Annotated in this window: 26 protein-coding genes; 14 read left to right on the forward strand and 12 right to left on the reverse strand. The window is 72.0% G+C overall.

The genetic code is table 11. The annotated features are described in order from the left end of the window. Positions 1-67 precede the first annotated feature (67 nt). Entirely contained in the window at positions 68-1,009 is a 942-nt protein-coding gene (locus ACZ4Z2_RS11880) for a DUF389 domain-containing protein (RefSeq protein WP_468074838.1), read from the reverse strand. A 64-nt stretch (positions 1,010-1,073) separates the two neighbouring features. Further along, positions 1,074-2,063 carry a type I pantothenate kinase gene (coaA, locus tag ACZ4Z2_RS11885; RefSeq protein WP_468074840.1) on the reverse strand — a complete coding sequence of 330 codons (990 nt, stop codon included), beginning with the start codon at positions 2,061-2,063 and terminating at the stop codon, positions 1,074-1,076. Positions 2,064-2,253: 190 nt separating this feature from the next. Here coaA and ACZ4Z2_RS11890 point away from each other — a divergent pair, with 190 nt between their 5' ends. Continuing rightward, positions 2,254-2,463 carry a hypothetical protein gene (locus tag ACZ4Z2_RS11890; RefSeq protein ID WP_055536765.1) on the forward strand — a complete coding sequence of 70 codons (210 nt, stop codon included), beginning with the start codon at positions 2,254-2,256 and terminating at the stop codon, positions 2,461-2,463. 36 nt (positions 2,464-2,499) lie between these two features. Here the strand turns inward: ACZ4Z2_RS11890 and ACZ4Z2_RS11895 are convergent, their stop codons facing one another. Further along, positions 2,500-3,939 (reverse strand): NAD(P)H-hydrate dehydratase, encoded by a 1,440-nt coding sequence (locus ACZ4Z2_RS11895; RefSeq protein WP_468074842.1) that lies wholly within the window; start codon positions 3,937-3,939, stop codon positions 2,500-2,502. A gap of 281 nt (positions 3,940-4,220) precedes the next feature. Next, entirely contained in the window at positions 4,221-4,592 is a 372-nt protein-coding gene (locus tag ACZ4Z2_RS11900; RefSeq protein ID WP_468074844.1) for a holo-ACP synthase, read from the reverse strand. Between the two features lie 192 nt (positions 4,593-4,784). Here ACZ4Z2_RS11900 and ACZ4Z2_RS11905 point away from each other — a divergent pair, with 192 nt between their 5' ends. Beyond that, positions 4,785-4,937, forward strand: a complete 153-nt coding sequence (locus ACZ4Z2_RS11905) for a hypothetical protein (protein WP_468074846.1) — start codon at positions 4,785-4,787, stop codon at positions 4,935-4,937. A gap of 20 nt (positions 4,938-4,957) precedes the next feature. On the opposite strand, the gene glmS is transcribed toward ACZ4Z2_RS11905, so the two are convergent. After that, complete coding sequence (gene glmS, locus ACZ4Z2_RS11910) at positions 4,958-6,805, reverse strand: glutamine--fructose-6-phosphate transaminase (isomerizing) (RefSeq protein ID WP_468074848.1); 1,848 nt, start codon at positions 6,803-6,805, stop codon at positions 4,958-4,960. A 243-nt stretch (positions 6,806-7,048) separates the two neighbouring features. On the opposite strand from glmS, the gene ACZ4Z2_RS11915 reads away from it, so the two are divergent. The 5 genes from ACZ4Z2_RS11915 to ACZ4Z2_RS11935 all read left to right on the forward strand — a co-directional run bounded on the left by ACZ4Z2_RS11915 (position 7,049) and on the right by ACZ4Z2_RS11935 (position 11,495). Further along, a complete protein-coding gene (locus ACZ4Z2_RS11915; protein ID WP_468074850.1) occupies positions 7,049-7,963 on the forward strand; it encodes a L,D-transpeptidase in 915 nt (304 codons plus the stop codon). Positions 7,964-8,021: 58 nt separating this feature from the next. Beyond that, positions 8,022-9,188 carry an alanine racemase gene (alr, locus tag ACZ4Z2_RS11920; protein ID WP_468074851.1) on the forward strand — a complete coding sequence of 389 codons (1,167 nt, stop codon included), beginning with the start codon at positions 8,022-8,024 and terminating at the stop codon, positions 9,186-9,188. A 189-nt stretch (positions 9,189-9,377) separates the two neighbouring features. Beyond that, positions 9,378-10,625 carry an alpha/beta fold hydrolase gene (locus ACZ4Z2_RS11925; protein WP_468074853.1) on the forward strand — a complete coding sequence of 416 codons (1,248 nt, stop codon included), beginning with the start codon at positions 9,378-9,380 and terminating at the stop codon, positions 10,623-10,625. Next, a complete protein-coding gene (gene tsaE / locus ACZ4Z2_RS11930) occupies positions 10,591-11,151 on the forward strand; it encodes a tRNA (adenosine(37)-N6)-threonylcarbamoyltransferase complex ATPase subunit type 1 TsaE (RefSeq protein ID WP_468074855.1) in 561 nt (186 codons plus the stop codon). The genes ACZ4Z2_RS11925 and tsaE overlap by 35 nt, the downstream gene beginning before the upstream one ends. A 158-nt stretch (positions 11,152-11,309) precedes the next feature. Beyond that, positions 11,310-11,495 carry a hypothetical protein gene (locus ACZ4Z2_RS11935; protein ID WP_468074857.1) on the forward strand — a complete coding sequence of 62 codons (186 nt, stop codon included), beginning with the start codon at positions 11,310-11,312 and terminating at the stop codon, positions 11,493-11,495. Between the two features lie 114 nt (positions 11,496-11,609). Here ACZ4Z2_RS11935 and ACZ4Z2_RS11940 read toward each other — a convergent pair whose 3' ends face one another. Then, positions 11,610-12,170, reverse strand: coding sequence for a L,D-transpeptidase (locus ACZ4Z2_RS11940; RefSeq protein WP_468074859.1), 561 nt, complete (start codon positions 12,168-12,170; stop codon positions 11,610-11,612). Positions 12,171-12,294: 124 nt separating this feature from the next. Between ACZ4Z2_RS11940 and tsaB the strand changes: the two genes are divergently transcribed. From tsaB to ACZ4Z2_RS11960, 4 genes are read left to right on the forward strand one after another with little or no spacing between them, the layout of a single operon-like run. Next, entirely contained in the window at positions 12,295-12,948 is a 654-nt protein-coding gene (tsaB, locus tag ACZ4Z2_RS11945) for a tRNA (adenosine(37)-N6)-threonylcarbamoyltransferase complex dimerization subunit type 1 TsaB (RefSeq protein ID WP_468074861.1), read from the forward strand. Then, the gene (gene rimI, locus ACZ4Z2_RS11950) at positions 12,945-13,448 is read left to right on the forward strand and encodes a ribosomal protein S18-alanine N-acetyltransferase (protein WP_468074863.1); all 504 of its coding nucleotides are present in this window, start codon (positions 12,945-12,947) and stop codon (positions 13,446-13,448) included. Before tsaB ends, rimI begins: the two co-directional genes overlap by 4 nt. Further along, complete coding sequence (tsaD, locus tag ACZ4Z2_RS11955; RefSeq protein ID WP_468074865.1) at positions 13,441-14,538, forward strand: tRNA (adenosine(37)-N6)-threonylcarbamoyltransferase complex transferase subunit TsaD; 1,098 nt, start codon at positions 13,441-13,443, stop codon at positions 14,536-14,538. The genes rimI and tsaD overlap by 8 nt, the downstream gene beginning before the upstream one ends. Beyond that, the gene (locus tag ACZ4Z2_RS11960; RefSeq protein WP_468074866.1) at positions 14,535-14,789 is read left to right on the forward strand and encodes a hypothetical protein; all 255 of its coding nucleotides are present in this window, start codon (positions 14,535-14,537) and stop codon (positions 14,787-14,789) included. Before tsaD ends, ACZ4Z2_RS11960 begins: the two co-directional genes overlap by 4 nt. Positions 14,790-14,822: 33 nt before the next feature. On the opposite strand, the gene ACZ4Z2_RS11965 is transcribed toward ACZ4Z2_RS11960, so the two are convergent. Beyond that, the gene (locus ACZ4Z2_RS11965; RefSeq protein WP_468075100.1) at positions 14,823-15,659 is read right to left on the reverse strand and encodes an alpha/beta hydrolase; all 837 of its coding nucleotides are present in this window, start codon (positions 15,657-15,659) and stop codon (positions 14,823-14,825) included. A 429-nt stretch (positions 15,660-16,088) separates the two neighbouring features. Next, positions 16,089-16,799 (reverse strand): PH domain-containing protein, encoded by a 711-nt coding sequence (locus tag ACZ4Z2_RS11970; protein WP_468074868.1) that lies wholly within the window; start codon positions 16,797-16,799, stop codon positions 16,089-16,091. A gap of 88 nt (positions 16,800-16,887) precedes the next feature. Here ACZ4Z2_RS11970 and ACZ4Z2_RS11975 point away from each other — a divergent pair, with 88 nt between their 5' ends. Together ACZ4Z2_RS11975 and ACZ4Z2_RS11980 are read left to right on the forward strand one after the other, a co-directional pair. Further along, entirely contained in the window at positions 16,888-17,736 is an 849-nt protein-coding gene (locus ACZ4Z2_RS11975; RefSeq protein ID WP_468074870.1) for a helix-turn-helix domain-containing protein, read from the forward strand. Next, positions 17,733-17,984, forward strand: a complete 252-nt coding sequence (locus tag ACZ4Z2_RS11980; protein ID WP_468074872.1) for a DUF397 domain-containing protein — start codon at positions 17,733-17,735, stop codon at positions 17,982-17,984. Before ACZ4Z2_RS11975 ends, ACZ4Z2_RS11980 begins: the two co-directional genes overlap by 4 nt. 8 nt (positions 17,985-17,992) lie before the next feature. Here ACZ4Z2_RS11980 and ACZ4Z2_RS11985 read toward each other — a convergent pair whose 3' ends face one another. Genes ACZ4Z2_RS11985 through ACZ4Z2_RS12000 form a run of 4 tightly spaced genes read right to left on the reverse strand, consistent with a single transcriptional unit; the run spans position 17,993 to position 23,506 of the window. Then, entirely contained in the window at positions 17,993-20,308 is a 2,316-nt protein-coding gene (locus ACZ4Z2_RS11985; protein ID WP_468074874.1) for a beta-xylosidase/alpha-l-arabinosidase, read from the reverse strand. 54 nt (positions 20,309-20,362) lie between these two features. After that, entirely contained in the window at positions 20,363-21,268 is a 906-nt protein-coding gene (locus tag ACZ4Z2_RS11990; protein ID WP_468074876.1) for a carbohydrate ABC transporter permease, read from the reverse strand. Between the two features lie 4 nt (positions 21,269-21,272). Continuing rightward, entirely contained in the window at positions 21,273-22,175 is a 903-nt protein-coding gene (locus tag ACZ4Z2_RS11995) for a carbohydrate ABC transporter permease (RefSeq protein ID WP_468074878.1), read from the reverse strand. Continuing rightward, positions 22,172-23,506 carry an ABC transporter substrate-binding protein gene (locus tag ACZ4Z2_RS12000; protein ID WP_468074880.1) on the reverse strand — a complete coding sequence of 445 codons (1,335 nt, stop codon included), beginning with the start codon at positions 23,504-23,506 and terminating at the stop codon, positions 22,172-22,174. Before ACZ4Z2_RS12000 ends, ACZ4Z2_RS11995 begins: the two co-directional genes overlap by 4 nt. Before the next feature lie 209 nt (positions 23,507-23,715). Here ACZ4Z2_RS12000 and ACZ4Z2_RS12005 point away from each other — a divergent pair, with 209 nt between their 5' ends. Further along, positions 23,716-24,777: a LacI family DNA-binding transcriptional regulator gene (locus tag ACZ4Z2_RS12005; protein ID WP_359696033.1), complete on the forward strand. Its 1,062-nt coding sequence runs from the start codon at positions 23,716-23,718 to the stop codon at positions 24,775-24,777. Positions 24,778-24,805 lie beyond the last annotated feature (28 nt).

Genomic DNA, 24,805 nt, shown 5'->3' on the forward strand with positions numbered 1-24,805 from the left:
GGTGTGCGGGCTGCGGGTTCGTCGTGGCTTGTCGCGCAGTTCCCCGCGCCCCTCAGGTGCCCGGGAGTCATCGGGCGCCCTTCGTCGCTGCTCGTTGCTTTGACCAGAGGTACTTCTGGAGGACCATGGTCAGGGTTGCCGCCAGGATGATGCCCGCGAGGTTCAGCAGGAGTTGGTTGGTCGAGCCCACCGTCTGCTTCGTGTCGCCGTAGGCCGCGGCGACCGCCGCGTTGGCGGCGGCCGGGACCGTGGTGACGGAGATGGCCACGCCGACCAGGGCGCCCGACTTCGCCGACGTCAGGGAGAGGGTGCCCGCGATGCCGGCGAGGACGGCGACGATGAACGAGAACGCGTCGGGGGCGTAGACGAACGCGGTGTTCGGGCGGGCGGCCTCCAGTTTGGCCTCGGTGAAGTAGCCGAGCGCGTCCATGAAGACGGTGAAGCCGACCGTCATCGCCATCGCCATCGCGAAGCCCACGAGCAGGGCGATCAGTGAGCGGAGCGCCAGCCGCGGCCGGCATTGCACGATGGCCGTGCTCAAGCCGGCCAGGGGGCCGAACTCGGGGCCGACGGCCATCGCGCCGACGATGAGGATCGCGTTGTCGAGGACGACACCGCACGCGGCGATCATCGTGGCGAGGGTGATGAAGGCGACGTAGGTGACGGAGAGCGTCGACTCCTCGTGCGTCGCGTCCGCCAGGTGCTCCCACAGCACGGCGTCGGCGCCCTCGCCCGGTGCCTCCTTCTCGGCGTTGTCGGCTCGCTTGGACAGCGACAGGTCGATGTTCTCGACGGCGATCGAGCCGGTCTTGTCCAGGTGCAGCTCGCGGAGCGCGCCGATCAGGTCGTCGCCCGCCTCCCGCGCGACGTCGCACATGACGATGTCGCCGGAGGGGTTGCGGGCGGCGCCCGGCACCACGACGAGGTGAGTGGTGCCGACCGTCGACTCGATCAGGCGTACCACCTCGTCGGTCCGGTCGGCCGGGGTGATCAGGCGCAGATGCAGCATGGTGCCTTTTTAACAGCACCCGTCGAACAGCCCATCGCCCCGGGTGCGGGCACCCGGCCGGGCCTCACAGTTTGCGCAGGCTGAGGCGCTTCACCTTGTGGTCGGAGCCCTTGCGGATGATCAGGGTGGCGCGGCCCCGGGTGGGAGCGATGTTCTCGATCAGGTTGGGCTTGTTGATGGTGCGCCACTGGGTGCGGGCGTAGTCGAGGGCCTCCTCCTCGGAGACCTGGGTGTACTTGCGGAAGTACGAGGACGGGTCCTGGAAGGCGGTGCCGCGCAGCTTCCGGAAGCGGTTGAGGTACCAGCGTTCGACGTCCTCGGGGTGGGCGTCCACGTACACGCTGAAGTCGAAGTAGTCCGCGAGGCCGACGCGGGTGCGGCCGTCCTTGCCGGGGAGGGCGGGCTGGAGGACGTTCAGGCCCTCGACGATGAGGATGTCGGGGCGGCGGACCGTGAGCCGCCGGTCCGGGACGATGTCGTAGATGAGGTGGGAGTAGACGGGGGCCGTCACCTCGCCCTTGCCGGCCTTGATGTCGGCGACGAAGCGGGTGAGCGTACGGCGGTCGTACGACTCGGGGAAGCCCTTGCGGGAGACCAGGCCGCGTTCGCGGAGGTCCTTCATGGGGAGCAGGAAGCCGTCCGTGGTGACCCGCTCCACGCGCGGGTGTTCGGGCCAGCGGGCGAGGAGCGCCTGGAGGAGACGGGCGACGGTGGACTTGCCGACGGCCACGGAGCCCGCGACGCCTATGACGAACGGGGTGCCCGACTGGGAGCCCTGCTCGCCGAGGAACGTGTTCAGGGCGCCGCGCAGGCCGTCGGTGGCGCCCACGTAGAGGTTGAGGAGCCGGGACAGCGGCAGGTAGATGTCCCGTACCTCGTCGAGGTCGATGACGTCGCCCAGGCCACGCAGCTTCTCGACCTCCTCGGCGGTCAGTGGCAGCGGCGTCTTGTCGCGCAGCGCGCTCCACTCGGTACGGGTGAGGTCGACGTAGGGAGTCGCCTCCGGCCTGGGCCGGTGGGCGCTCCGCGGCAACGGGGAGACCGGTGAGATCACAGTCCATTGTTAACGGAGTTCGAACGGGGTGGCGGGGTGGGGTCCGTCACCCTCGGCCGGGGCACGGTAGCCGATCGGGTCCTCAACGCGGGTGAAATGTGGTGAAGGTATGGACCTGGGGTGTCGGGAGGGCTAGCGTCCCCGGCACTCGGGAGGGAGCCGCCTCCCGACTTACCTGAGGGGCGATCGGGTGGCTTCCGTATGGTCTACGCGCGCTGACCAGGAGTTCGCCGGGCAGGTCTGCAGCGAGCTGGCGGACGATCTGCCGGACGAGGATCTGGGCGAGTGTCTCGACGACGCCATGGACATGTACCGGATGGGCAGCAAGCCGCGGTGCGAGGAGGTCGAGTATCTGGGGATGGTGCGGGACGCCATCGACCGGATCGAGGAGGGGGAGTGACGGCCCCCCCACTCTTTCGCCGTGGGCGGGTGACGGTCAGTCCATGACGTCCCGCCAGGCCGCCGGGATGGCGTCCGCGACGTCCTGCGCGGCCGTGGGGGCGCCGTTCGCGGCGTAGCGGCCCGCCAGGCCGTGGAGGTACGCCGCCGCGCTCGCCGCGTCCAGCGGCCTGAGGCCGGCGGCCAGCAGGGAGCCGGTGAGGCCGGAGAGGACGTCGCCGCTGCCGGCGGTGGCGAGCCACGGGGTGCCCGTGGGGTTCACCCGGACCGGGGTGTCGTCGTCGGGGCCGGCGATCAGGGTCGTGGAGCCCTTGAGGAGGACCGTCGCGCCATAGCGGCGGGCCAGCTCCCGTACGGCGGTCAGCCGGGCCGACTCGACCTCCTCGCGCGCGACGCCCAGCAGCGCCGCGGCCTCGCCCGCGTGCGGGGTCATCACGGTCGGGGCGGTACGGGCCCGTACGGCGGCCACGTCCGCGAGGCGCAGGCCGTCGGCGTCGAGGAGCACGGGCACGTCGGTGGAGAGCGCCTCGGCGACCGGGGCCGCGTCGTCGCCCGCGCCGGGGCCGGTCACCCATGCCTGGACCCGGCCGGCCTTCTTCGGGCCGCTGTCCGACACGAGGGTCTCCGGGAAGCGGGCGAGGACGGTGTCGGCGGCCGGGCCCACGTAGCGGACGGCACCGGCGCCCGAGCGCAGGGCGCCCGCGACCGCGAGGACCGCGGCGCCCGGGTAGCGGACCGAGCCGGCGGCGACGCCCACCACTCCGCGGCGGTACTTGTCGCTCTCGGGCGCCGGGTGGGGGAGGAGGGCGGCCACGTCGGCGTGCTGGAGGGCCGCCAGGTCGGGGGTGGCGGGAAGGGTGTCCGCCAGGCCGATGTCGATCAGGCGGACCGAGCCGGCGTACTCGCGGGCCGGGTCGATGAGCAGGCCCGGCTTGTGGGTGCCGAAGGTGACGGTGAGGTCGGCGCGGAGGGCTGTGCCGTGCACCTCGCCGGTGTCCGCCTCGACGCCGCTCGGGAGGTCCACGGCGACGACCGTGGCGCGGGAGGCGGTGACGAGTTCGGCGAGGCGGGCGGCGTCGGGGCGGAGGCCGCCCTTGCCGCCGATGCCGACGATGCCGTCCAGGACGAGGTCGGCGCGGGCGATGGGCTCCGCCGCGGTGGACGGCGTGGTGGTGGTGCCGCCGGCTCGGAGGAGGGCCTTGAGGGCGTCCCGGTGGGTGCGGTCCGGGGCCAGCAGGACGGCCGTCACTCCCGCGCCGCGCTTGGCGAGGCGGGCGCCGGCGTAGAGGGTGTCGCCGCCGTTGTCCCCGCTGCCGGTGAGGAGGACGACGCGGCTGCCGTAGACCCGGCCGAGCGCGTCCGCGCAGGCCGCGGCGAGACCGGCGGCGGCGCGTTGCATCAGGGCGCCGGGGGGGAGTTGGGCCATGAGGGCGCGTTCGGCTGAGCGGACGGTTTCTACGCGGTGGGCTGAGCGCATGGGGTCGAGTGTGCCCTGTTCTTTTGGCCGGGGGAGGTAGGAGGGGGTGAGCCTTGGGGTTGGGTGCGCGGTGGGGGGCGGGCGGGCGCCCAGTAGCTCGGGGGTGCGCGGTTCGTTGGCGGGTGCGGGTGCGTTGTGGTTTCTCGCGCAGTTCCCCGCGCCCCTGAAGGCTTGGGCCTGCGGCCCCGCTTTCAGGGGCGCGGGGAACTGCGCGAACGGCCCCCACCCACCCGCACCCGCCGAACAAACAGCGCACCCCCGAGCTGCTGGGCGCCCCGGCCTCAGCCCTCGGCGACCACCACCGCTGACGCCACCCCCGCGTCATGGCTCAGGGAGATGTGCCAGGACTTGACGCCGAGCGTGGCCGCGCGGGCCGCCACCGTGCCGGTCACCCGGAGGCGGGGCTGGCCGGAGGGCTCGACGTAGACCTCCGCGTCGGTCCAGTGGAGGCCCGCGGGCGCGCCCAGGGCCTTCGCGAGGGCCTCCTTCGCCGCGAAGCGGGCCGCGAGAGAGGCGATGCCTCGGCGTTCGCCGCTCGGGAGGAGGAGTTCGTCGGGCAGGAAGAGGCGTTCGGCCATGGAGGGGGTCCGTTCCATGGCCGCGCGGAAGCGGTCGATCTCGGCGACGTCGATGCCGACTCCGATGATGGGCATGGCCTGCACCCTACGGCGCGTCGCCCCCGGTAGGGGCGCCACACCGGGCCAGCCCCGCCCGGCGCCGGTGCCGGCGGCCAAATCCCTGCGCGCCACGCCCTGTTATCGGCTGGCCCGGCCGTACCGCGCGTCGAGATCATGTTGCGATTCGGCACCCACCACCCGGGAGAGGTCCTCGTGAAGAAGAACCGCATGACCGCCGGCTTACCCCTCGTCATCGGCTCCGTGATCGCCGCCGGCAGCGTCGCCCAGGAGAACTACGGCGGTGCCGTGTTCGCCGTGGTGGCCTGTGGCGCCATCTCGCTCGTCCTGCGGATCAGGGCGAATCCCGGCCAGGGCCGCTGAGGCGGTAGCCCCCGCTCCGCTCACTCCACCGTCACCGACTTCGCCAGGTTGCGCGGCTGGTCCACCTCGTTGCCGCGGGCCGTGGCCAGTTCGCAGGCGAAGACCTGGAGGGGGACCGTGGAGACCAGGGGCTGGAGCAGGGTGGGCGTCGCGGGGATGCGGATGAGGTGGTCGGCGTAGGGGGCGACCGTCTCGTCGCCCTCCTCGGCGATGACGATCGTGCGGGCGCCGCGGGCGCGGATCTCCTGGATGTTGGAGACGATCTTGTCGTGGAGGAGGGAGCGGCCCGCGGGGGAGGGGACCACGACGACCACCGGGAGGTCCTCCTCGATCAGGGCGATCGGGCCGTGTTTCAACTCGCCCGCCGCGAAGCCCTCCGCGTGCATGTAGGCCAGTTCCTTGAGCTTGAGGGCGCCTTCCAGGGCCACGGGATAGCCCACGTGGCGGCCGAGGAACAGCACCGTGTTCTTCGTGGCGAGGGTGCGCGCCAACTCCCGTACCGGCTCCATCGTTTCGAGGACGCGCTCGACCTCGCGGGAGATACGGGAGAGGTCGCGGATCACCGCCCGGATCTCGTCGCCCCACTTGGTGCCGCGCACCTGGCCCAGGTAGAGCGCGACCAGGTAGCAGGCGACCAACTGGGTCAGGAACGCCTTCGTGGAGGCGACGGCGACCTCGGGGCCCGCGTGGGTGTAGAGGACCGCGTCCGACTCGCGGGGGATGGTCGAGCCGTTGGTGTTGCAGATCGCGAGGACCCGGGCGCCCTGTTCGCGTGCGTGGCGCACGGCCATCAGCGTGTCCATGGTCTCGCCGGACTGGGAGATCGCGATGACGAGCGTGCGGTAATCGAGGATCGGGTCGCGGTAGCGGAACTCGCTCGCCAGCTCCACCTCGCACGGCACCCGCGTCCAGTGCTCGATGGCGTACTTGGCGATGAGGCCGGCGTGGAAGGCCGTACCGCACGCGACGATGACCACCTTGTCCAGCTCGCGCAGCTCCTGGTCGGAGATGCGGACCTCGTCCAGCGTCAGCGAGCCCGCCGTGTCGATACGGCCCAGCAGGGTGTCCGCGACCGCCTTCGGCTGCTCGGCGATCTCCTTGAGCATGAAGTAGTCGTAGCCGCCCTTCTCGGCGGCCGACGCGTCCCAGTCGACGTGGTACGAGCGGACGTCGGCGGGGCGGCCGTCGAACGTCGTCACCGTCACGCCGTCGCGGCGCAGCTCCACCACCTGGTCCTGGCCCAGCTCGATCGCGGAGCGGGTGTGGTCGATGAACGCGGCGACGTCCGACGCGAGGAACGCCTCGCCCTCACCGACGCCGACCACGAGGGGGGAGTTGCGGCGGGCGCCCACGACCACGTCCGGCGCGTCCGCGTGCACGGCGACGAGCGTGAACGCGCCCTCCAGACGGCGGCAGACCAGCCGCATCGACTCGGCGAGGTCGTCGCACGACGAGTACTCCTCGGCGAGCAGATGGGCGACGACCTCCGTGTCCGTCTCGGAGGCCAGTTCGTGGCCCCGTTCGGTCAGTTCGGCGCGCAGGGAGGCGAAGTTCTCGATGATGCCGTTGTGGACGACGGCGACCCGGCCCGCGTTGTCCAGGTGCGGGTGGGCGTTGGTGTCGGTGGGGCCGCCGTGGGTGGCCCAGCGGGTGTGGCCGATCGCGGTGGAACCGCTGGGCAGCGGACGGCCGACCAGCTCCTTCTCCAGGTTCACCAGCTTCCCGGCCTTCTTGGCGGCGGCCAGGCCCCCGTCGGCCGGGACCGCCACGCCCGCCGAGTCGTACCCCCGGTACTCCAGCCGCTTCAGCCCGGCCAGGACCACGTCGAGCGCGGACTGCGATCCGACGTATCCCACGATTCCGCACATATCAACCCCTGTGGTGTCCGGTGGTGTCCGGTGATGTCGTCCTGGATGGTGCTGCCGTGCTGGTGTCGCTGTCGTCTTCCGGTGATGCCGTCGCGCGCGACCTGTCGTGCGCCCTCTGTGACTGTACGTGACGATCGGGTCCTGGGTGAGCCCTCACATCGGGTGACCTGGCGCGCGATATTCGGGTGACCCGGCGCGCGCGGCGCACTCCCGCGCGTCTGGGCGGCACGTACTGCTGATCACATGACGAGCCGACAAACCAAGCGCGTGACCTTTCGCACGGTCGCCGTGCTCCTCGCCCTGGTGAGCGTCCTGCCGCTGGACAGCGCGACGGCCCAGGCGCCGTCGCCCGCCCCCGCGCCCGGCGGCGACCCACTCGTCCCCGGCGTGCCGCCCGGCCCCCATCAGCCCTGGCACCTCGACACGCCCGACCAGGTGCTCCCGCCCCGCGTGTACCGGCCGAGCCCGCTGGAGGAGGCGGTCGAGCCGAGGAGCGCGGCGGCCGGGACGTACGACCTCATCGAGTACGTCCCGCTGAGTGAGGCCGCGGCGGTCGCCGAGGCCAAGCTCACCTGTACGACGGCGACGGGGCCGTACCAGAAGCAGGTCGAGCGGTGGCTCAAGCTGAAGAACGCGAACGCGAAGCAGTCCAGGGCGGACTGCCTCGCCATCCGGGCGTTCCAGATCAAGCAGGGCATCAAGCCGGCCATCGGCTTCGCGGGGCCGGTGACCTGGGCGCGGATGCAGTACCTGTCGGCCCGCAAGAACCCCAACGCGGCGGGCAGGTGCCCGGTCCGCGCCCACCGGGTGGCGTGTGTGGACCTGACGCGGCAGCTGACCTGGGTGCAGAAGGGCAAGAAGGTGGTGTTCGGGCCGGTGCCGATGCGCAGCGGGCGGCGGCAGTACCCGACCCGGGCGGGCTGGCACACCGTGTACTGGAAGCACAAGAACCACTGGTCGACGCTCTATCACCAGCCGATGCCGTACGCCCAGTTCTTCAGCGGGGGGCAGGCGTTCCACGCCGTGTACGGGTCCATCTACACGGAGATCGGGTCGATGGGCTGCGTGAACCTGCGGCTGGCGGACGCGCGGACCCTGTGGGGGGTGCTGAAGACCAAGGACCGGGTCTTCGTCTGGGGGCGGCGGGCGGGGAAGTGAGCCCCCGGTCGTGGGGCGCCGTGGGGGTGTCCCGGGGCTCTGAGACACTGGGGCTGACATGAGTGAGACAGCGCCTTCGCGGACCGCGCCCCTGCGGGCCCGCGCCGAGATCGATCTGGATGCCCTGCGGGCCAACGTGCGGACCCTGCGCGCGCTGGCGCCGGGTGCCGCCCTGATGGCCGTCGTCAAGTCCGACGCGTACGGCCACGGGGCGGTGCGGTGCGCGCGGGCCGCGGTCGAGGCGGGCGCCGCGTGGCTGGGCACGGCCACGCCCGAGGAGGCGCTGGCGCTCCGCGCGGCGGGGCTGCCGGGGCGCATCATGTGCTGGCTCTGGGCGCCCGGCGGGCCCTGGCGGGAGGCGATCGAGGCCGACCTCGACGTGTCCGTCAGCGGTCTGTGGGCGCTGCGGGAGGTCACCGAAGCCGCCCGCGCGGCGGGCGCACGCGCGCGCGTGCAGCTGAAGGCCGACACGGGCCTCGGGCGGAACGGCTGCCAGCCGGACGACTGGGCGGAACTGGTCACCGAGGCGCTGCGCGCCGAGGCGGAGGGGCTCGTCACCGTCACCGGGCTCTGGTCGCACCTCGCGTGCGCCGACGAGCCGGGGCACCCGTCCATCGCCGCCCAGCTCGACCTGTTCCGCGAGATGGTGACGTACGCGGAGGCCCAGGGCGTACGGCCCGAGGTGCGGCACATCGCCAACTCGCCCGCCACGCTCACCCTTCCGGAGAGCCACTTCGACCTCGTCCGGGCGGGCATCGCCCTCTACGGCGTCTCGCCCAGCCCGGAGCTGGGCAGTTCGGCCGACCTCGGACTGCGTCCCGTGATGCGGCTGAGCGCCTCGCTCGCGCTGGTCAAGCATGTGCCCGGCGGCCACGGCGTCAGCTACGGGCACCACTACGTCACGCCGGGCGCCACGACGCTCGGCCTCGTCCCCGTCGGCTACGCGGACGGCATCCCCCGGCACGCCTCCGGCACCGGGCCCGTGCTCGTCGGCGGCAAGTGGCGGACGGTCGCGGGGCGTGTCGCGATGGACCAGTTCGTCGTCGACCTCGGCGGGGACGAACCCGCCGCCGGTGACGAGGTGGTGCTGTTCGGCTCCGGCGACGGCGGCGAACCGACCGCCGAGGACTGGGCGAAGGCGGCCGGAACCATCGCCTACGAGATCGTGACCCGCATCGGAACCCGCGTCCCCCGCGTCTACGTCGACACGGGTGGGCAGGCGTGAGGAGTCCCGTACCCGCGAACGGGTGACAGTGTGAGCTGCCCCGCTCGGGTGAACACGCCCGCGCCGCCGCGAGTACCACACGAGTAAGCGCGAGTACACCACGAGTAAGTGAAAGACGAACGAGACGGGAAACTCCGTACGGGTGTGCGGAAGGGCTAGGGCCCGAGGACCGGCGAAGAGGAGCGGGATGTGAGCGAGAGCAGCGCGGAGGCCGTGGAGGCCGTCGCGAGCGCGGCCGCCACAGCCGCGTCCGCCGCCACCGCCGGCGGGACCTGGCGCAGGGCGGGCGTAGCGGGGGCGGCGATAGGTGTGGTCGCGGCGGGCGCGGCCGCCGGTGTCGCCATAGAGCGGCTCACCGTGGGCCGCGGCATGCGCAGGAAGGCCCGGCTCGCGCTCGACTCCACGGGCCCGTACGGGACGCTGCGCGGCACCCCCGGCAAGGCGTACGCCGACGACGGCACCGAGCTGTACTACGAGGTCGACGACATCGAGCCGGAGGCCGGCCTCGCCCCCCGCAGACGCCGGCTCTTCGGCCGCAAGGCGCCCGCCCCCGTCACCGTCGTCTTCAGCCACGGCTACTGCCTCAACCAGGACTCCTGGCACTTCCAGCGGGCCGCGCTGCGCGGTGTCGTACGGACCGTGCACTGGGACCAGCGCAGCCACGGCCGCTCCGGGCGCGCCCAGGCCCTCGACGGGGATCCGGTCACCATCGACCAGCTCGGGCGCGACCTCAAGGCCGTGATCGACGCGGCCGTGCCCGACGGGCCCATCGTGCTCGTCGGGCACTCCATGGGCGGGATGACCGTCATGGCGCTCGCCGCTCACTACCCCGAGCTGATCCGCGAGAGGGTCGTCGCCGTCGCCCTCGTCGGTACGTCGTCGGGGCGGCTCGGCGAGGTCAACTTCGGGTTGCCCGTCGCGGGCGTCAACGCGGTGCGGCGGGTGCTGCCGGGGGTGCTCAGGGCGCTCGGGCAGCAGGCCGCGCTGGTGGAGCGGGGGCGGCGGGCGACCGCCGATCTGTTCGCCGGGATCATCAAGCGGTACTCGTTCGCGTCGCGGGACGTCGACCCGGCGGTCGCGCGGTTCGCCGAACGGATGATCGAGGGCACGCCCATCGACGTCGTCGCCGAGTTCTACCCGGCGTTCACCGAGCACGACAAGACGGAGGCGCTCGCGGCCTTCGCCGAGCTGCCGGTGCTGGTGCTGGCCGGAGTCCAGGACCTCGTCACGCCCAGCGAGCACAGTGAGGCGATCGCCGATCTGCTGCCGGACGCGGAGCTGGTGCTCGTGCCGGACGCCGGGCACCTGGTGATGCTGGAGCACCCCGAGGTGGTCACCGACCGGCTCGCCGACCTGCTGACCCGGGCGGGGGCCGTGCCGGCGGGGGCTACCGTAAGTGGTTATGGAAGCGCCAGCAGCACGGTACGTCCCGGGTGAGCCCGGGGTCGTCTCCTCAACGCCTTCGTCCTCGTCGTCCGGGACCTCCGTCGAGATCGTCGTGCGGTCTCCCGAGCAGATGCTGGAGTTGGGCCGTCGTCTGGCCAAACTGCTGCGTTCGGGTGATCTCGTCATGCTCAACGGGGAGCTGGGTGCCGGGAAGACCACCCTGACCCGGGGGCTCGGGGAAGGGCTCGGGGTGCGCGGAGCCGTCACCTCGCCGACGTTCGTCATCGCGCGCGTGCACCCCTCCCTGGGGGAGGGGCCGCCGCTCGTCCACGTCGACGCGTATCGCCTGGGCGGCGGGCTGGACGAGATGGAGGACCTCGATCTCGACGTCTCGCTGCCGGAATCGGTGATCGTGGTCGAGTGGGGCGAGGGGAAGGTCGAGGAGCTGACCGACGACCGGCTCCACGTCGTCATCCACCGGGCGGTCGGCGACACGACCGACGAGGTGCGGCACGTGACCGTCACCGGGCTCGGGGAGCGGTGGGCCTCCGTCGAGCTGGGTGTGCTCTCGGCCTGAGGCTGGGAGGGGGGCGCGTCTTGTGGGGGCGCGTCCTGTGTCGGTTCCGACAAGGTGTCGGCAAGATGTTGCTTTGGCGCGTCCGGCGTGGTCACATGGTAACCAGTCCTTGGTTAGGTCTGCCTAACTTGGTTCGCCGGTGGCAGCGGGAGGCGTCCATGCAGGGTTCGGAGCGACGGGATTCCGGTGCGGCGTCCGGTGTGACCTCCGGGGTCGCCGGGGTGTCGATGCGGGACCTGTTGGCCAGCTGTGCGGCGGCGAAGGCGGTGTCCACGCCGGAGGCCCCGCCGGTTCGGGCGGAGGGGCGGCGGCCCGCGGAGAAGCGGCACCCTCGGGCTGCGTAGAGGTTGCGCGCCGGGAGGGGTCCTGGGCCGTGTCGCGGCTGCGGGTGGGTGAGGGCTTGTCGCGCAGTTCCCCGCGCCCCTTTTGTGTGCCCCCTTGCTTCGACAGGCACCCCCTTACTCGACCACGACCACCTTTGTGCCGATGCCCGCGAACTGCCACATCGCCTTGCCGTCCTTGCGGGACTCCCGGATGCCGCCCGTCTTGACCGCGGGGTCGGGCTGGGGGGTGGAGCCGTCCACCGCCGCGCTGAAGCCGATGACCACGCCGTCGACCGAGGCGAAGCGGACGACGTGCTCGATGGGGGTGCCGTCCGAGCCGGTGATGGCGGCGGAGCGGGACGTGACCGTGTAGGTGGCGGGGGTGGGGTCCACCGCGCTGGGCGTGACCTCGAAGGTGCGGGTGACCTTCTCGTTCGCGCCGACCAGCCAGACGCGGTCCTCGTCGAGGGAGTAGACGACACGCTCGCCGGTGCCCGACCCCTTGGGCAGGAGCAGGTCGTCGTCCTTCTCCTTGCCGGCGGGCGTCTTGGACTTCTTGGCCGCCGGCGTCTCGGAGGCGGACGGCTTGCCGAGGTCGTCCGGCGCTTTCGCCGACGCCTGGTAGGTGAGGAAACCGACTGCGGCGATCGCCGCCGCCGTGAGCCCGGCCACGAATCCCGAGCTGCTGCTGGCCACCTTCTGCGCCCACCTCTCGTACGCACGTACGCCCTTGATGTACGTCTGTGCTGTGACGGTAGCAGCAGGGGGACGGTGCACCGGGTCGGCCGTGGCCCGGGCCGAAGCGCCGTAGGCTGTTTGCGTGCTCTTGCTCGCTCTGGATACCGCCACCCCCGCCGTCACCGTCGCGCTGCACGACGGGACGGATGTCGTCGCCGCGTCGAGCCAGGTGGACGCCCGTCGCCACGGGGAACTGCTGCTGCCCGCCGTCGACCGGGTCCTCGCCGAGGCGGGCGCCCGCCTCGACGCCGTCACCGCGATCGTCGTGGGCACCGGGCCCGGCCCCTACACCGGGCTCCGCGTCGGCCTGATGACCGCCGACACTTTCGGCCTCGCCCTCGGGGTCCCCGTCCACGGCCTGTGCACCCTCGACGCGCTCGCGTACGCGGCCGACGTCGAGGGCCCCTTCGTGGTGGCCACCGACGCCCGGCGCAAGGAGGTGTACTGGGCCCGGTACGAGGACCCGCGCACCCGGGTCACGGACCCGGCCGTCGACCGGCCCGCCGAGATCGCCGAAGCCGTGGCCGGGCTGCCGGCCGTGGGTGCGGGGGCGCTGCTCTACCCCGACACCTTCCCCGACGCCCGCGCCCCCGAGCACGTGACGGCGGCGGCGCTCGCCGCCCTCGCGGCGGAGCGGCTGGCCAAGGGCGAGGAGCTGGAGGCGCCCCGGCCGCTGTACCTGCGCCGGCCGGACGCCCAGGTGCCCAAGAACTACAAGGTGGTCACCCCCAAGTGACGACGCCGGTGCTGCGCGAGATGCGCTGGTGGGACATCGAGCCCGTCCTGGAGCTGGAGAAGGACCTCTTCCCCGAGGACGCCTGGTCCCGCGGCATGTTCTGGTCGGACCTGGCCCACGCGCGCGGGCCGGAGGCGACCCGGCGGTACTTCGTGGCCGAGTCCCCCGAGGACGGGCGGATCGTCGGGTACGGGGGCCTCGCCGCCGCCGGTGACGTCGCCGACGTCCAGACCATCGCCGTCGCCCGCGACCACTGGGGCACCGGCCTCGGCGCGCTGCTCCTGACCGAGCTGCTGCGGGCCGCGACCGCGTTCGAGTGCGCCCAGGTGATGCTCGAGTGCCGCGTCGACAACGTCCGCGCCCAGAAGCTGTACGAACGCTTCGGTTTCGAGGCGATCGGCTTCCGCCGCGGCTACTACCAGCCGGGGAACGTGGACGCCCTCGTCATGCGCCTCAACGACCCCTCCACATCCGTACAAGGAACCGAGATCAATGGCTGACGAACCCCTGGTCCTGGGGATCGAGACCTCCTGCGACGAGACCGGCGTGGGCATCGTCCGCGGCCACACCCTCCTCGCGGACGCGGTCGCGTCCAGTGTCGACGAGCACGCCCGTTTCGGTGGCGTGGTGCCCGAGGTGGCCTCCCGCGCCCACCTGGAGGCGATGGTCCCGACCATCGACCGCGCGCTGAAGGAGGCGGGCGTCAGCGCGAAGGACCTCGACGGCATCGCCGTCACCGCCGGTCCCGGACTCGCGGGCGCGCTGCTCGTCGGCGTCTCGGCGGCGAAGGCGTACGCGTACGCGCTCGGCAAGCCCCTCTACGGCGTCAACCACCTGGCGTCCCACATCTGTGTGGACCAGCTGGAGCACGGGGCGCTGCCCGAGCCGACGATGGCGCTGCTCGTGAGCGGCGGACACTCCTCGCTGCTGCTGTCGACGGACATCACCTCGGACGTCCGGCCGATGGGCTCGACCATCGACGACGCGGCCGGCGAGGCCTTCGACAAGATCGCCCGCGTGCTCGACCTCGGCTTCCCCGGCGGCCCGGTCATCGACCGCTACGCCAGGGAGGGCGACCCGGAGGCGATCGCGTTCCCGCGCGGGCTCACCGGGCCCCGCGACCCGATCTACGACTTCTCCTTCTCCGGTCTGAAGACCGCCGTCGCCCGCTGGATCGAGGCCAAGCGCGCGGCCGGCGAGGAGGTGCCGGTGCGGGACGTGGCGGCCTCCTTCCAGGAGGCGGTGGTGGACGTCCTCACCCGCAAGGCCGTACGGGCCTGCCGCGACCAGGGTGTCGACCATCTGATGATCGGCGGCGGTGTCGCCGCCAACTCCCGGCTGCGGGCGCTCGCCCAGGAGCGCTGCGAGGCGGCCGGTATCCGGCTGAGGGTGCCGCGCCCCAAGCTGTGCACGGACAACGGCGCGATGGTGGCCGCGCTCGGGGCGGAGATGGTCGCGCGGAACCGCGCCGCCTCCGACTGGGACCTGTCCGCCGACTCCTCCCTCCCCGTCACCGACCCGCATGTGCCGGGCGTCTCGCACACGCACGACCACGTCCACGAGGTCAGCAAGGAGAACCTGTACTCGTGACCGTCGCCCTGATGTGGGAGGCCCGGGCGCTCCCCGGCCGGGGCGAGGATCTCCTCGCCTGGGCCCGGGACCAGCGGCTCCCGGTACGGCCGCTGCGGCGCGAGACGTTCCGGGCGCCGCAGGACCGGGTGCTCGTCATCACCTGGTGGGACGCGGAGTACGACGCCGAGCTGCCGGAACTGCCGGAGCCCGACGCCGGGTTGGTCGGCCGGGCGGTCCACCGGTGGCGGTTCGAGTCGCTGGGTGAGTGATGTGGCTCGGGTGACGCGGCTTGATCCGCCGTGTCAGGCGCTGAGGGCCGTGCGCAGGGTGGTGGCCATCAGGTCGATGGCCTCCTTCCCCGCCTCCACCGGGCCGGTGTGCGTGAAGTAGTGGTCGACGCCCTCGAAGCAGCGGTGGGCGACCGGAACGCCCGCGGCTTCCAGCGCCTTGGCATAGGCGTCGCCCTCGTCGCGCAGCCGGTCGTGCTCCGCGGTGATGACCAGCGCGGGCGGCAGTCCGGTCAGGTCGTCGGCGAGCGCGGGCGACACCAGCGGATGCGTCAGGTCGGCGGGGTCCGGGACGTAGGCGGCGGTGAAGATCCGCATGAGTCCCGGCGCGAGCAGGGGCTTGGCGATGGGGGACTGCTTGGTGGCCGGGTCGGCGAGCTGGTCGAGCGGCGCCGAGTCGATGATCTGCAGGCGGGGCGTGAACGTGCCGCGGTCCCTGGCCGTGCGGCAGACCGCGGCGGTCAGATTGGCCCCGGCGCTGTGTCCGCCCACGGCGAGCCGCGAGCCGTCCCAGTTGTGGGCGGGGCCGTTCTCGGCCACCCAGGCGGTGACGTCGTACGCCTGGACGACGGGGGCGGGGTACGTCTGCTGCGGGGCGACACCGTAGTCCACGTTGATCACCACGCAGCCGGCCGTGGCGGCTATGTAGCGGCACAGGTGGTCGTCCTGCTCGGGGCGGGCGACCACGAAGCCGCCGCCGTGGAAGTTGACGTAGACCGGGGCGGGGTCGGGGGTCGTGGCGGGCGGGCGGTAGACGGTGCAGGTCACCGTCCCGGCGCCGGTCTCCACCTGGAGGGTTTCCGTGTGCTTCGGGATGTCGGTGAAGCGCAGGTCCTCGTGCACCCGGCTCATGATCCGGCCGAAGAGCAACTGGACGCCTCTGGCCTGCATCTGTGTCTTGAGTGGCACGGCGAGTCCCATCGCTACAAAGTTAAATCAACAGGAATCCTGATGATGGGGTCTCGTCGGGTGCGCACGCAAGAGGGAACGCGAGCCGATTGCCGCGACCCCGCGCGCCGCAGGCAACCTTCCTCGCCGCAAGGCGTCCTTCCCGGTGGCACGCCCAGGAGATCCCCCCGGGGGTGCGGCCACCTCGATCGTCAAGGACGGTGCCGTGATGTTGGACCCCTCCCGCTGCCTGGACGTCCCGGAAGGCTTCGACGACTCGGAGGAGGACAGCCAAGTACCGCGGCGAGGACGAGCCGTTGTGCCTGAGCGTGTACTTCGTGTTCGAGCCGCCCGACGAGGACGAGGACGAGGACGAGGGCTGAGAGGCCGGTGTCACGAGGCCCGGGCGGCCCGAGCCTCGCCGACGCGGTCCAGGGCGAGGAAGGCGACCGGGAGGCAGAGCAGCGGGACGCACAGGACCAGCAGGAACGTGTGCGTCGGCCGGTCGGTGAAGAGGAGCCAGCTGTCGAGGACGAACATCGCGACCGCGACCACCACGACGACGACGGCCGACCGCCGCCACGCCGTGCGTTGCCGCGCCCCGCGCTCGATCCGCGCGTCCACGTCGGGCCGCGTCTGCGGCGACACGAGCCCGAGCCGTACGGCGGTGGCGTACAGGTCGGCGACCTCGGCGATCGGGTCGGCCAACTGGTGCTCGTCGATGTGCGGGAGGCGGGCGCGGCGGCCGTCGGCCGCGTACAGATACCCCGACCAGCGAGGGAAGCCCCGCTTGTTGTCCTCGACCCGGATGCCGTAGACGTTGGACCAGGGCCAGGTACGGGTACGCAGCGCTCCGCGTACGGTGACGCCCTCGGCGGTGACGGACGTGCGCGCCCGCCACTGCTCCAGTACCGCCCGGCCGATGGCGACCGTCCAGACGGCGAGGGCGAAGCCGTTCCAGACCGATGCGCGGGACTCCGTCATCGCGAGCGCGGACGAGGCGCCGACCAGTACGCCGGTGGCCACCAATAGGACGGACTGGGCCGGCATCCGCCGGGTCCCGCGGTACTCCCGCGCTATGCCGCTGCTGTCCTGACCGCTCATCGCCACTCCGTTCACGTGCCCGCGTACTGGGAGGAGAGTACGCGGCGTTCGATGGACAGTACGGTGAGCGCCCCGTCACGCTGGGTTGATGGTGCACGGTGTTGAGTGGGCGTCACAGGGGCCGGGTGGTGAGCCCGAGTCGTCGGACAGCATGAAGGCGTTCGGTGCGGTGGTGCAGGCGCTGCGGGAGCACGCCGGGTTGAGCCGGGAGGAGTTCGGGGCGCGCGTCCATCTGTCCAAGCACTCGGTCGCCTCGATCGAATTGGGGCGCCGGTTGGCGGACCAGCGGTTCGTGGAGCTGGCGGAGGGGGTGACGGGCGCGACGGGGGCGGTTCGGGGGGCGTTCCGGCACATGAGCCGACAGCCGGGGCTGGCGGCTTGGTTCAGGACGTGGGCGAGGTTGGAGCGGGAGGCGGTGTACCTCGCCACGTATGAGTGCCGCCTGGCGCCGGGGCTGTTGCAGTCGGAGGGGTACGCGCGAGCGGTGTTCAGCAACCGTCTTCCGCCGCTGTCGGACGAGCAGTTGGAAGCGCAGGTCGCGGCGCGCATGGAGCGGCAGCGGATGTTTCGTGAGCGCCCCAACACGTCGTTCAGCTTCGTCGTGGACGAGCACGTCGTCCGGCGTCGGCTGGGCGGCGCCGAGGTCCTGCGGGGGCTTATCGATTACATGCTGGCGTGCGCTCACCTGCGCAACGTCGAGATCCAGATCGTTCCGCTGGAGTGCGAGGCGCACGCGGGGCTGGATGGTCCGCTGGCTCTGCTGGAAACACCTGACGGGCGCCATCTCGCCTATGCGGAGGGGCAGGAGACCGGGCGGCTGGTCGCCGACGCAAAAGAGGCCGCCGTACTGCACCGCCGATATGCGACACTCCGCGCACAGGCCCTCAATCCGCTGGACTCCGTGGGCCTGTTGGAGCGGATCAGAGGAGCGCTATGAGCACCACCGAACTGGCCTGGTTCAAGCCCAGTTACAGCGGTACCGAGGGCGACAACTGCGTCGAGGTCGCCCTGGAATGGCGCAAGTCCACCTACAGCGGCACCGCAGGCGACAACTGCATAGAGGTCGCCGCAACCCCCCGCACCATCCACGTCCGTGACTCCAAGGACACCACCCTCACCCCCCTCGGCCTCCACCCCTCCGCCTGGGCCGCCTTCGTTCCGTTCGCGGCGGCCCAGGCCGGCTGAGCAGCGCGTCAGTCGACCGCCCGGACCTCCGTCTCGCAGTGCAGGCGGCGGTCCGGGCCCACCTCGCGTACGGGGCCCTTCAGCGCGAAGCGCACCCCGTGGCGGACGTCGGAGCTGGACGCGGCCACGCGGAGTTCCAGGGTGCCCGGTTCCACCACGAGGCGGCCCGTGCGGTCGGCGAAGCACGACACGTCCGCGTGGAAGCGGAACCGCACGCGGCGGGCCTCGCCGGGCGCCAGGTCCAGGCGCTGGTAGGCGACCAGGCGGATGTCGGGGCGGGTCACCGTGGCCACCGGGTCGTGGAGGTAGAGCTGCACGACCTCCGCGCCGGGCCGGTCCCCGGTGTTGCGTACGGTCACCGCGACGTCGTACTCGCCGTCCGTGCCGATCTCCGGTACCCCGTCACCGCCGCCCTCGAAGTCGGTCCACTCGAACGTCGTGTACGAGAGGCCGTGCCCGAAGGGGTACAGCGGGGTCGGGTCGATGTTGCTCGCCCCGCCGAACAGGCCCATGGGCGGCTGGAGGTACGTCCACGGCTGGCCGCCGGGGCTCTTCGGGACGCTGACCGGGAGGCGCCCGGAAGGGGTGATGCGGCCCGACAGCACTCCCGCCACCGACGGGCCGCCCTCCTCGCCCGGGAAGAACGCCTGGACGGAGGCGGCGAGCCCGCCGTGCCAGCGGCCCAGCGCGTAGGGGCGGCCGGTGAGGAGGACCAGGACGACCGGCGTGCCCGTGGCGACGAGCGCGTCCAGCAGCTTCCCCTGGACGCCCGGGAGCCGGAGGTCCTCCGCGTCGCAGCCCTCACCGGAGGTGCCCCGGCCGAAGAGGCCGGCGCGGTCGCCGAGGACCGCCACGCAGATGTCGGCCTCGGACGCGCGGGCGACCGCCTCCGTGAACCCTTCCGTGTCGTCGCCGTCGACCGTGCTGCCCGGTGCGTAGGTGATCTTCGCGTCGGGCAGTTCGGAGCGCAGGGACTCAAGGACGGTCGGGATCTCGATGCCGAGGGCGGTGTCGGGGTGGGCGGGCAGGACGTGGGAGGGGAAGGAGTAGCAGCCCAGCATGGCCAAGGGGTCGTCCGCGCGGGGGCCGACGACGGCGATCCTGACGTCGGGGGCGAGCGGCAGCACGGCGTCGGGGTTGTCCAGCAGTACCACCGACTCCTCGGCGAGGCGGCGGGCCAGGGCGCGGTTGCGGGGCGGGTCGAAGTCGACCGGGGCGGTGGCCGGCTCGGGGCTCCAGTCCTCGTCCAGGAGGCCCAGCTCGCACTTCTGGAGCAGGACCCGGCGGGCGGCCACATCCACCAGGCACTCGGGGATCTCGCCGGCCTTCACGGCTTCGACCAGGGGCTCGCCGTAGCAGCGCAGGCTCGGCAGCTCCACGTCGATCCCGGCGGCCAGCGCGGCGTGCGCGGCCTCCGCGCGGCTGCCCGCCACCCGGTGGTTGGTCTCCAGGAAGCCGATGCCGAAGTAGTCGGAGACGACGGTGCCGGTGAAGCCCCAGTCGTTGCGGAGGAGTTCGGTGAGCAGGGCCCGGTCGGCGGACACGGGGATGCCGTCGGTCTCCGTGTACGCGGCCATGACCGAGCGGGCACCGCCCTCCCGCAACGCCATCTCGAACGGCGGCAGGACCACGTCCGCGAACTCGCGCACGCCGGCGCGTACGGGCGCGTGGTTACGGGCGCCCACGGACGCGGCGTACCCGGCGAAGTGCTTCAGCGTGGCCACGATCCCGGCGGACTCCAGTCCCCGGACGTACGCCGAGCCGATCGTGCCCACCAGGTACGGGTCCTCGCCCACGGTCTCCTCGACCCGCCCCCAGCGCGGGTCGCGGACGACGTCGAGAACGGGGGACAGGCCCTGGTGGACGCCGACCGACGCCATGTCCCGGCCGATGCTCCGGGCCATCTCCTCGACGAGGGACGGATCGAAGGTCGCGCCCCAGGCGAGGGGCACCGGGTAGGCCGTCGCGCGCCAGCTGGTGAAGCCGGCCAGGCACTCCTCGTGGGCGACGGCCGGGATGCCGAAGCGGTTCGCGGCCATGATGCGGCGCTGGAAGCGGGCCAGGACCCGCGCGCCCTCCTCGGGGTCGAGGGGGGCCGTGCCGAAGACGCGGGTGAGCTGCCCGAGGCCCCGGGTGATCAGCTCGTCGAAGTCGAACGCCTCCGTCATGCCCGCCTCGTCGGGGGCGATGTCCTCGCCGTTCGCGTCGTTCTTCACCCACACGCCGTACAGCTGCGCGGTCTTCTCTTCGAGGGTCATCCGGGACAGCAGGTCCTCGACCCGCTCGGCGGCGGGCAGGGCGCGGTCACGCCAAGGGGTGGTCATGAAACTCCTGTCGGTGGTCGGTGAGTTTCAGGGATGCGCAAAGGGCTCGCCTGCTCACTTGCCGCCCACGCCCATCAGCCCGCCCACCAGGGCCCGTCGCGCCACCAGGTAGACGGCGAAGATCGGGATGCCGGAGAGGACGACGGAGGCGAGCACGGCGGGGATGTTGACGCCGAACTGGCTGACGTAGTTGAAGAGGCCGAGGGTGAGGACCCGCGGCCCGTCGGACTGGGTGAAGATCAGCGGGAACAGGAACCCGTTCCACGCCTGGAGCGCCGAGTAGATCACCACGGTGCTGATGCCGCCCTTGGCCAGCGGGATCGTCAGCTGGAAGAGCATCCGCGTGGGTGAGGCGCCGTCCAGGGCCATCGCCTCGTACAGGTCCTCCGAGACGTCCCGCAGACTGCCGACCAGCACCAGCACGGACACCGGCATCGCGAAGGCCGCCGTCGGCAGGATGACCGCGAGCAGGGTGTCGTACAGGTCGAGCTTCGCGATCAGCAGGTACAGCGGGACGACGACCGCCTGGGCGGGGATCGCCACGCCGAGCAGGAACAGCCGGAACGCGGCGTTCGACCAGCGGTTCCGGGTGCGGACGGCCACGTACGCGAGCGGGATGGACAGGACGAGGACGATGCCGACGACCGCCACGGCGACGAGTGCCGTATTGGTCATCAGATGACCGAAGCCGCTGCTCAGGACCGTGTTGTAGTTGTCGAGCGTCGGGTCCGTGGGCGGCCTCAGCGGGTTGCCCGTCAGGGCGTTGTCCGTGCCCGTGAGGGAGGCCGACAGCATCGCGTAGATCGGGATCAGGACGATGACCAGCCAGACGAACGCGCCGAGGCCCGCGACCGGGTTGGGCCGCCGCGTCCAGTGGCGGCGCCGGCGGGTGGCCGTCGGCGGTTCTCCCCCGTCCGGGCGCCGGGTCTTCGCGGGGCGCGCCAACGTGTCGTGTGACATGGCGTCACATCCCTTCGCGGGTGCTGCGCATGGAGCCGAACCCGGTCAGCCGCACGAGGACCAGCGAGAGGCCCGTCGCGGCGATGACGAGGAACGTCGCGATGGCGCTCGCGTAGCCGAAGTCGTACTGCTTGAAGCCCGCCTCGTACATCAGGTACGGCAGGATCGCGGTGTCCGTGCCCGGGCCGCCCTTGGTGAGGATCAGGACCGTCTCGAAGTACGTCAGCGAGCCGACCACGATCAGGACCGTGGACGTGGTGATCGTGTGCCGCAGCTGCGGCAGCGTGATCGAGAAGAACTGGCGGTAGCGGCCGGCGCCGTCGATCGCGGCCGCCTGGTAGAGGACCTCCGGGATCTGCCGGGCCCCGCCCTGGTAGATCAGCGTGTGGAACGGGATGAACTGCCAGCCGCCGACGAAGACGATCGCGAGGAACGCGCCGCTCTGCGAGCCCAGGGTGTCCGCCTGGATGATGCCGAAGTTCGGGTCGAGCAGCGCGTAGAACAGGATCGCGATGGCCGTGGAGGAGAGCAGGAACGGCACGAAGAAGATCGCGGACAGCACCGCCCGGTTGCGCTGGCGTCCCGCCGCCCACACGCCGAGCAGCAGCCCCACGACCGTCTGGAACGCCCAGCTGGCCACGGTCAGGACCACCGTCAGCGTCAGCGACTGGGTGAGGCGGGGGTCGTCGAGCAGCTTCTTCCAGTTGTCGAGGCCCACCGGCCGGGGGTCGCCCAGGCCGTCCCAGCTGGTGAAGGACAGATAGAGCGCGAGGCCCATCGGCACGACGGCGAAGAAGGTGAAGAAGAGCACGGCGGGCAGGGCCCAGACGGCGTGCGGGCGGCCCACCCGCGACGCCTTCCCGGACCCCTGCCCGACCGCGGAGGTCTTCTGGACCGTCGCGGTCACTTCAGCCCCTTGCAGGCCGTCACGAACTCGCTCGGCGACGACTTCCCCGCGAACAGCTTGCCTATCTCCGTGTGCATCTTGGTGCCGAGCGCGTCACCGAGCGCCTGGTCCCAGGAGAGCGTGAACGCGGGCGCCTTCTCCACCAGGTCGTACTGGAACGCGGCGTACTCGGGGTTCGGCGCGGACGCCAGGAGCTTCTTCGCGTTGGAGGTGGTCGGCACGTCGCCGTTGGCGATCAGGTCCTTGGCGTACGCCTCCGACGCGCACTCCTTGAGGAAGCCGATCGCCAGGTCCTTGTTCTTCGTACGGGCGTTGATGGACCAGTAGTTGGTGGGGTTGCCGACGACGTTGCGGACGTCGCCCGTGCCGCCCTCCACGGTCGGGAACGCGGCCCAGCCCAGGTTGCTCTTGGCGAAGTCCGGGAACTTGCCGAGCTGCGTGGAGTACTCCCAGGAGCCCATCAGGTGCATGGCCGCCTTGCCCTTGGCGAAGACCGCCGGGGCGCCGCCGTTGACGTACGACACCGAGGTGAACTTGGAGCCGAAGGCGCCGTCGTCGACGAGCTGCTTGACCAGTTCGGCGGCCTTGAGGACCGCCGGGTCGCCCCAGCCCTCGGAGTCGCCGTCCTGGATGCGCTTGAAGACCTCGGGGCCGCCGAGGCGGTCGACCAGGTACTCCAGCCACATCAGGTTGGGCCAGAGGTCGGAGCCGCCGAGCGCGAACGGGGTGATCTTCGCCTTCTTCAGCTTGGCGTTGATGTCGAGGAGCTGGTCCCAGGTGGTGGGCGGCTGGAGCTTGTGCTCGGCGAAGACGGACTTGTTGTAGAAGAGGATCACCGGCTGCATCCCGCGCATCGGGATGCCGTAGTGGCGGCCCTTGAGGTCGCCGGCGGACAGCACGGACGGCAGGAAGCCGCTCTTGAGGACCGGGTCGTCCGCGATGATGTCCGTGAGGTCGACGAGCTTGCCGGCCTCCTCGTACGTCCTGATGGAGCCGCCGCCCCAGTTGAAGAACACGTCGGGGGCGCTCGGGGAGCCCATGGCCGTGCGGAGCTTGGGGGAGTAGTCGGAGCCGGGGACCTTCTGGAGCTTGATCGTGCCGCCGGCCTTCTTGGCGGCGGCCGACTTGTTGTAGCGGTCGACGGCGGCCTGCTGGACCTTCACCGCGTCGTCGCCGTAGACGAACGCGGTGACCGTCTTGCCGTCGCCGGCCCCGGAGCCGCCGGAGCCGCAGGCGGTGAGGCCGGCGCCGAGTCCCGCGGTGGCCAAGGAGGCGGTACCGGCGCCGAGGAACCAGCGCCTGCTGAACGTCCGCCCTCTGTTCGACTCCATTGACAAGCACCTCTCACGAACGTTTCGGATGTATCGGCCGTGCGGTTGTGCGGGTGGTGCACGGTGGTACGGCTGCGCCGCGCACCGTGGTGCGGGGTGGTGCGGATGTGCGGTCCTGCGAATGTTTCGTCTGTCTCTTCGAATGTTCCGGGAACGTATGGCTGTCGAAAGGGTTCGTCAAGGGGTCGCGCAGGGATACGATCCGGCCCATGAACTCCGCGAAGCCAGAGGAAACCCAGACAAGAGCGCGCGTGTCGCAGTCCACGCAGACCGCGACGCTCGCTGAGATCGCCCGTCAGGCCGGCGTCTCCGCTCCGACTGTTTCGAAGGTGCTCAACGGCCGTGCGGATGTCGCCCCCGCCACCCGCACCCGGGTCGAGGAGCTCCTGCGCGAGTACGGCTACCGGCGCCGACGGGCCGAGGCGACCCGGTCCCCGCTCATCGACCTCGTCTTCCACGAGCTGGAGAGCGCCTGGGCCATGGAGGTCATCCGGGGCGTCGAGAACGTCGCCCGCGAGGAGGGCCTGAGCGTCGTGCTCTCCGAGAGCGCGGGCCGGCTCACCCCCGGCCGGACCTGGGCCGACCAGGTCGCCGCCCGCCGCCCGCACGGCGTCGTCCTCGTCCTGTCCGGGCTCGACGAGTCGCAGCGCGCCCTGCTGACCAGCCGCTCCATCCCCTTCGTGGTGATGGACCCGGCGGGCGACCCCGGCGCCGACGTGCCGTCGATCGGCGCCACCAACTGGCAGGGCGGACTGGCCGCCACCCGGCACCTCGTCGAGCTGGGCCACCGCCGCATCGGCGCGATCACCGGGCCCTCCCGGATGATGTGCAGCCGGGCCCGCGTCGACGGCTACCGGGCTGCCCTGGAGACCGCCGAGCTGCCCGTCGACCCGGGGCTGATCAGGGCCGGGGACTTCCACCACGAGACGGGGTACCGGCTGGGCCTGGAGCTGCTGCGCCGCCCCGACCGGCCCACCGCCGTCTTCGCCGGGAACGACCTCCAGGCGCTCGGCCTGTACGAGGCCGCCCGTGAGCTGGGGCTGCGCATCCCGGAGGACCTGAGCGTCGTCGGGTTCGACGACCTGCCGGTGGCCCGCTGGGTGGGGCCGCCGCTGACGACCGTACGGCAGCCGCTGATGGAGATGGCGGAGGCGGCGGCCCGGCTGGTGCTGGACCTCGGCCGGCAGGACGGCGCCTCGTCGGCGACCCGGGTGGAGCTGGCGACGAGCCTGGTGGTGCGCAGCAGCACGGCGCCGCCGCCGGAGGCGTAGGGCGGCTCCGGGTCGCCTCGGGGTGCCG

It is taken from the genome of Streptomyces sp. NPDC030183, assembly GCF_055573455.1.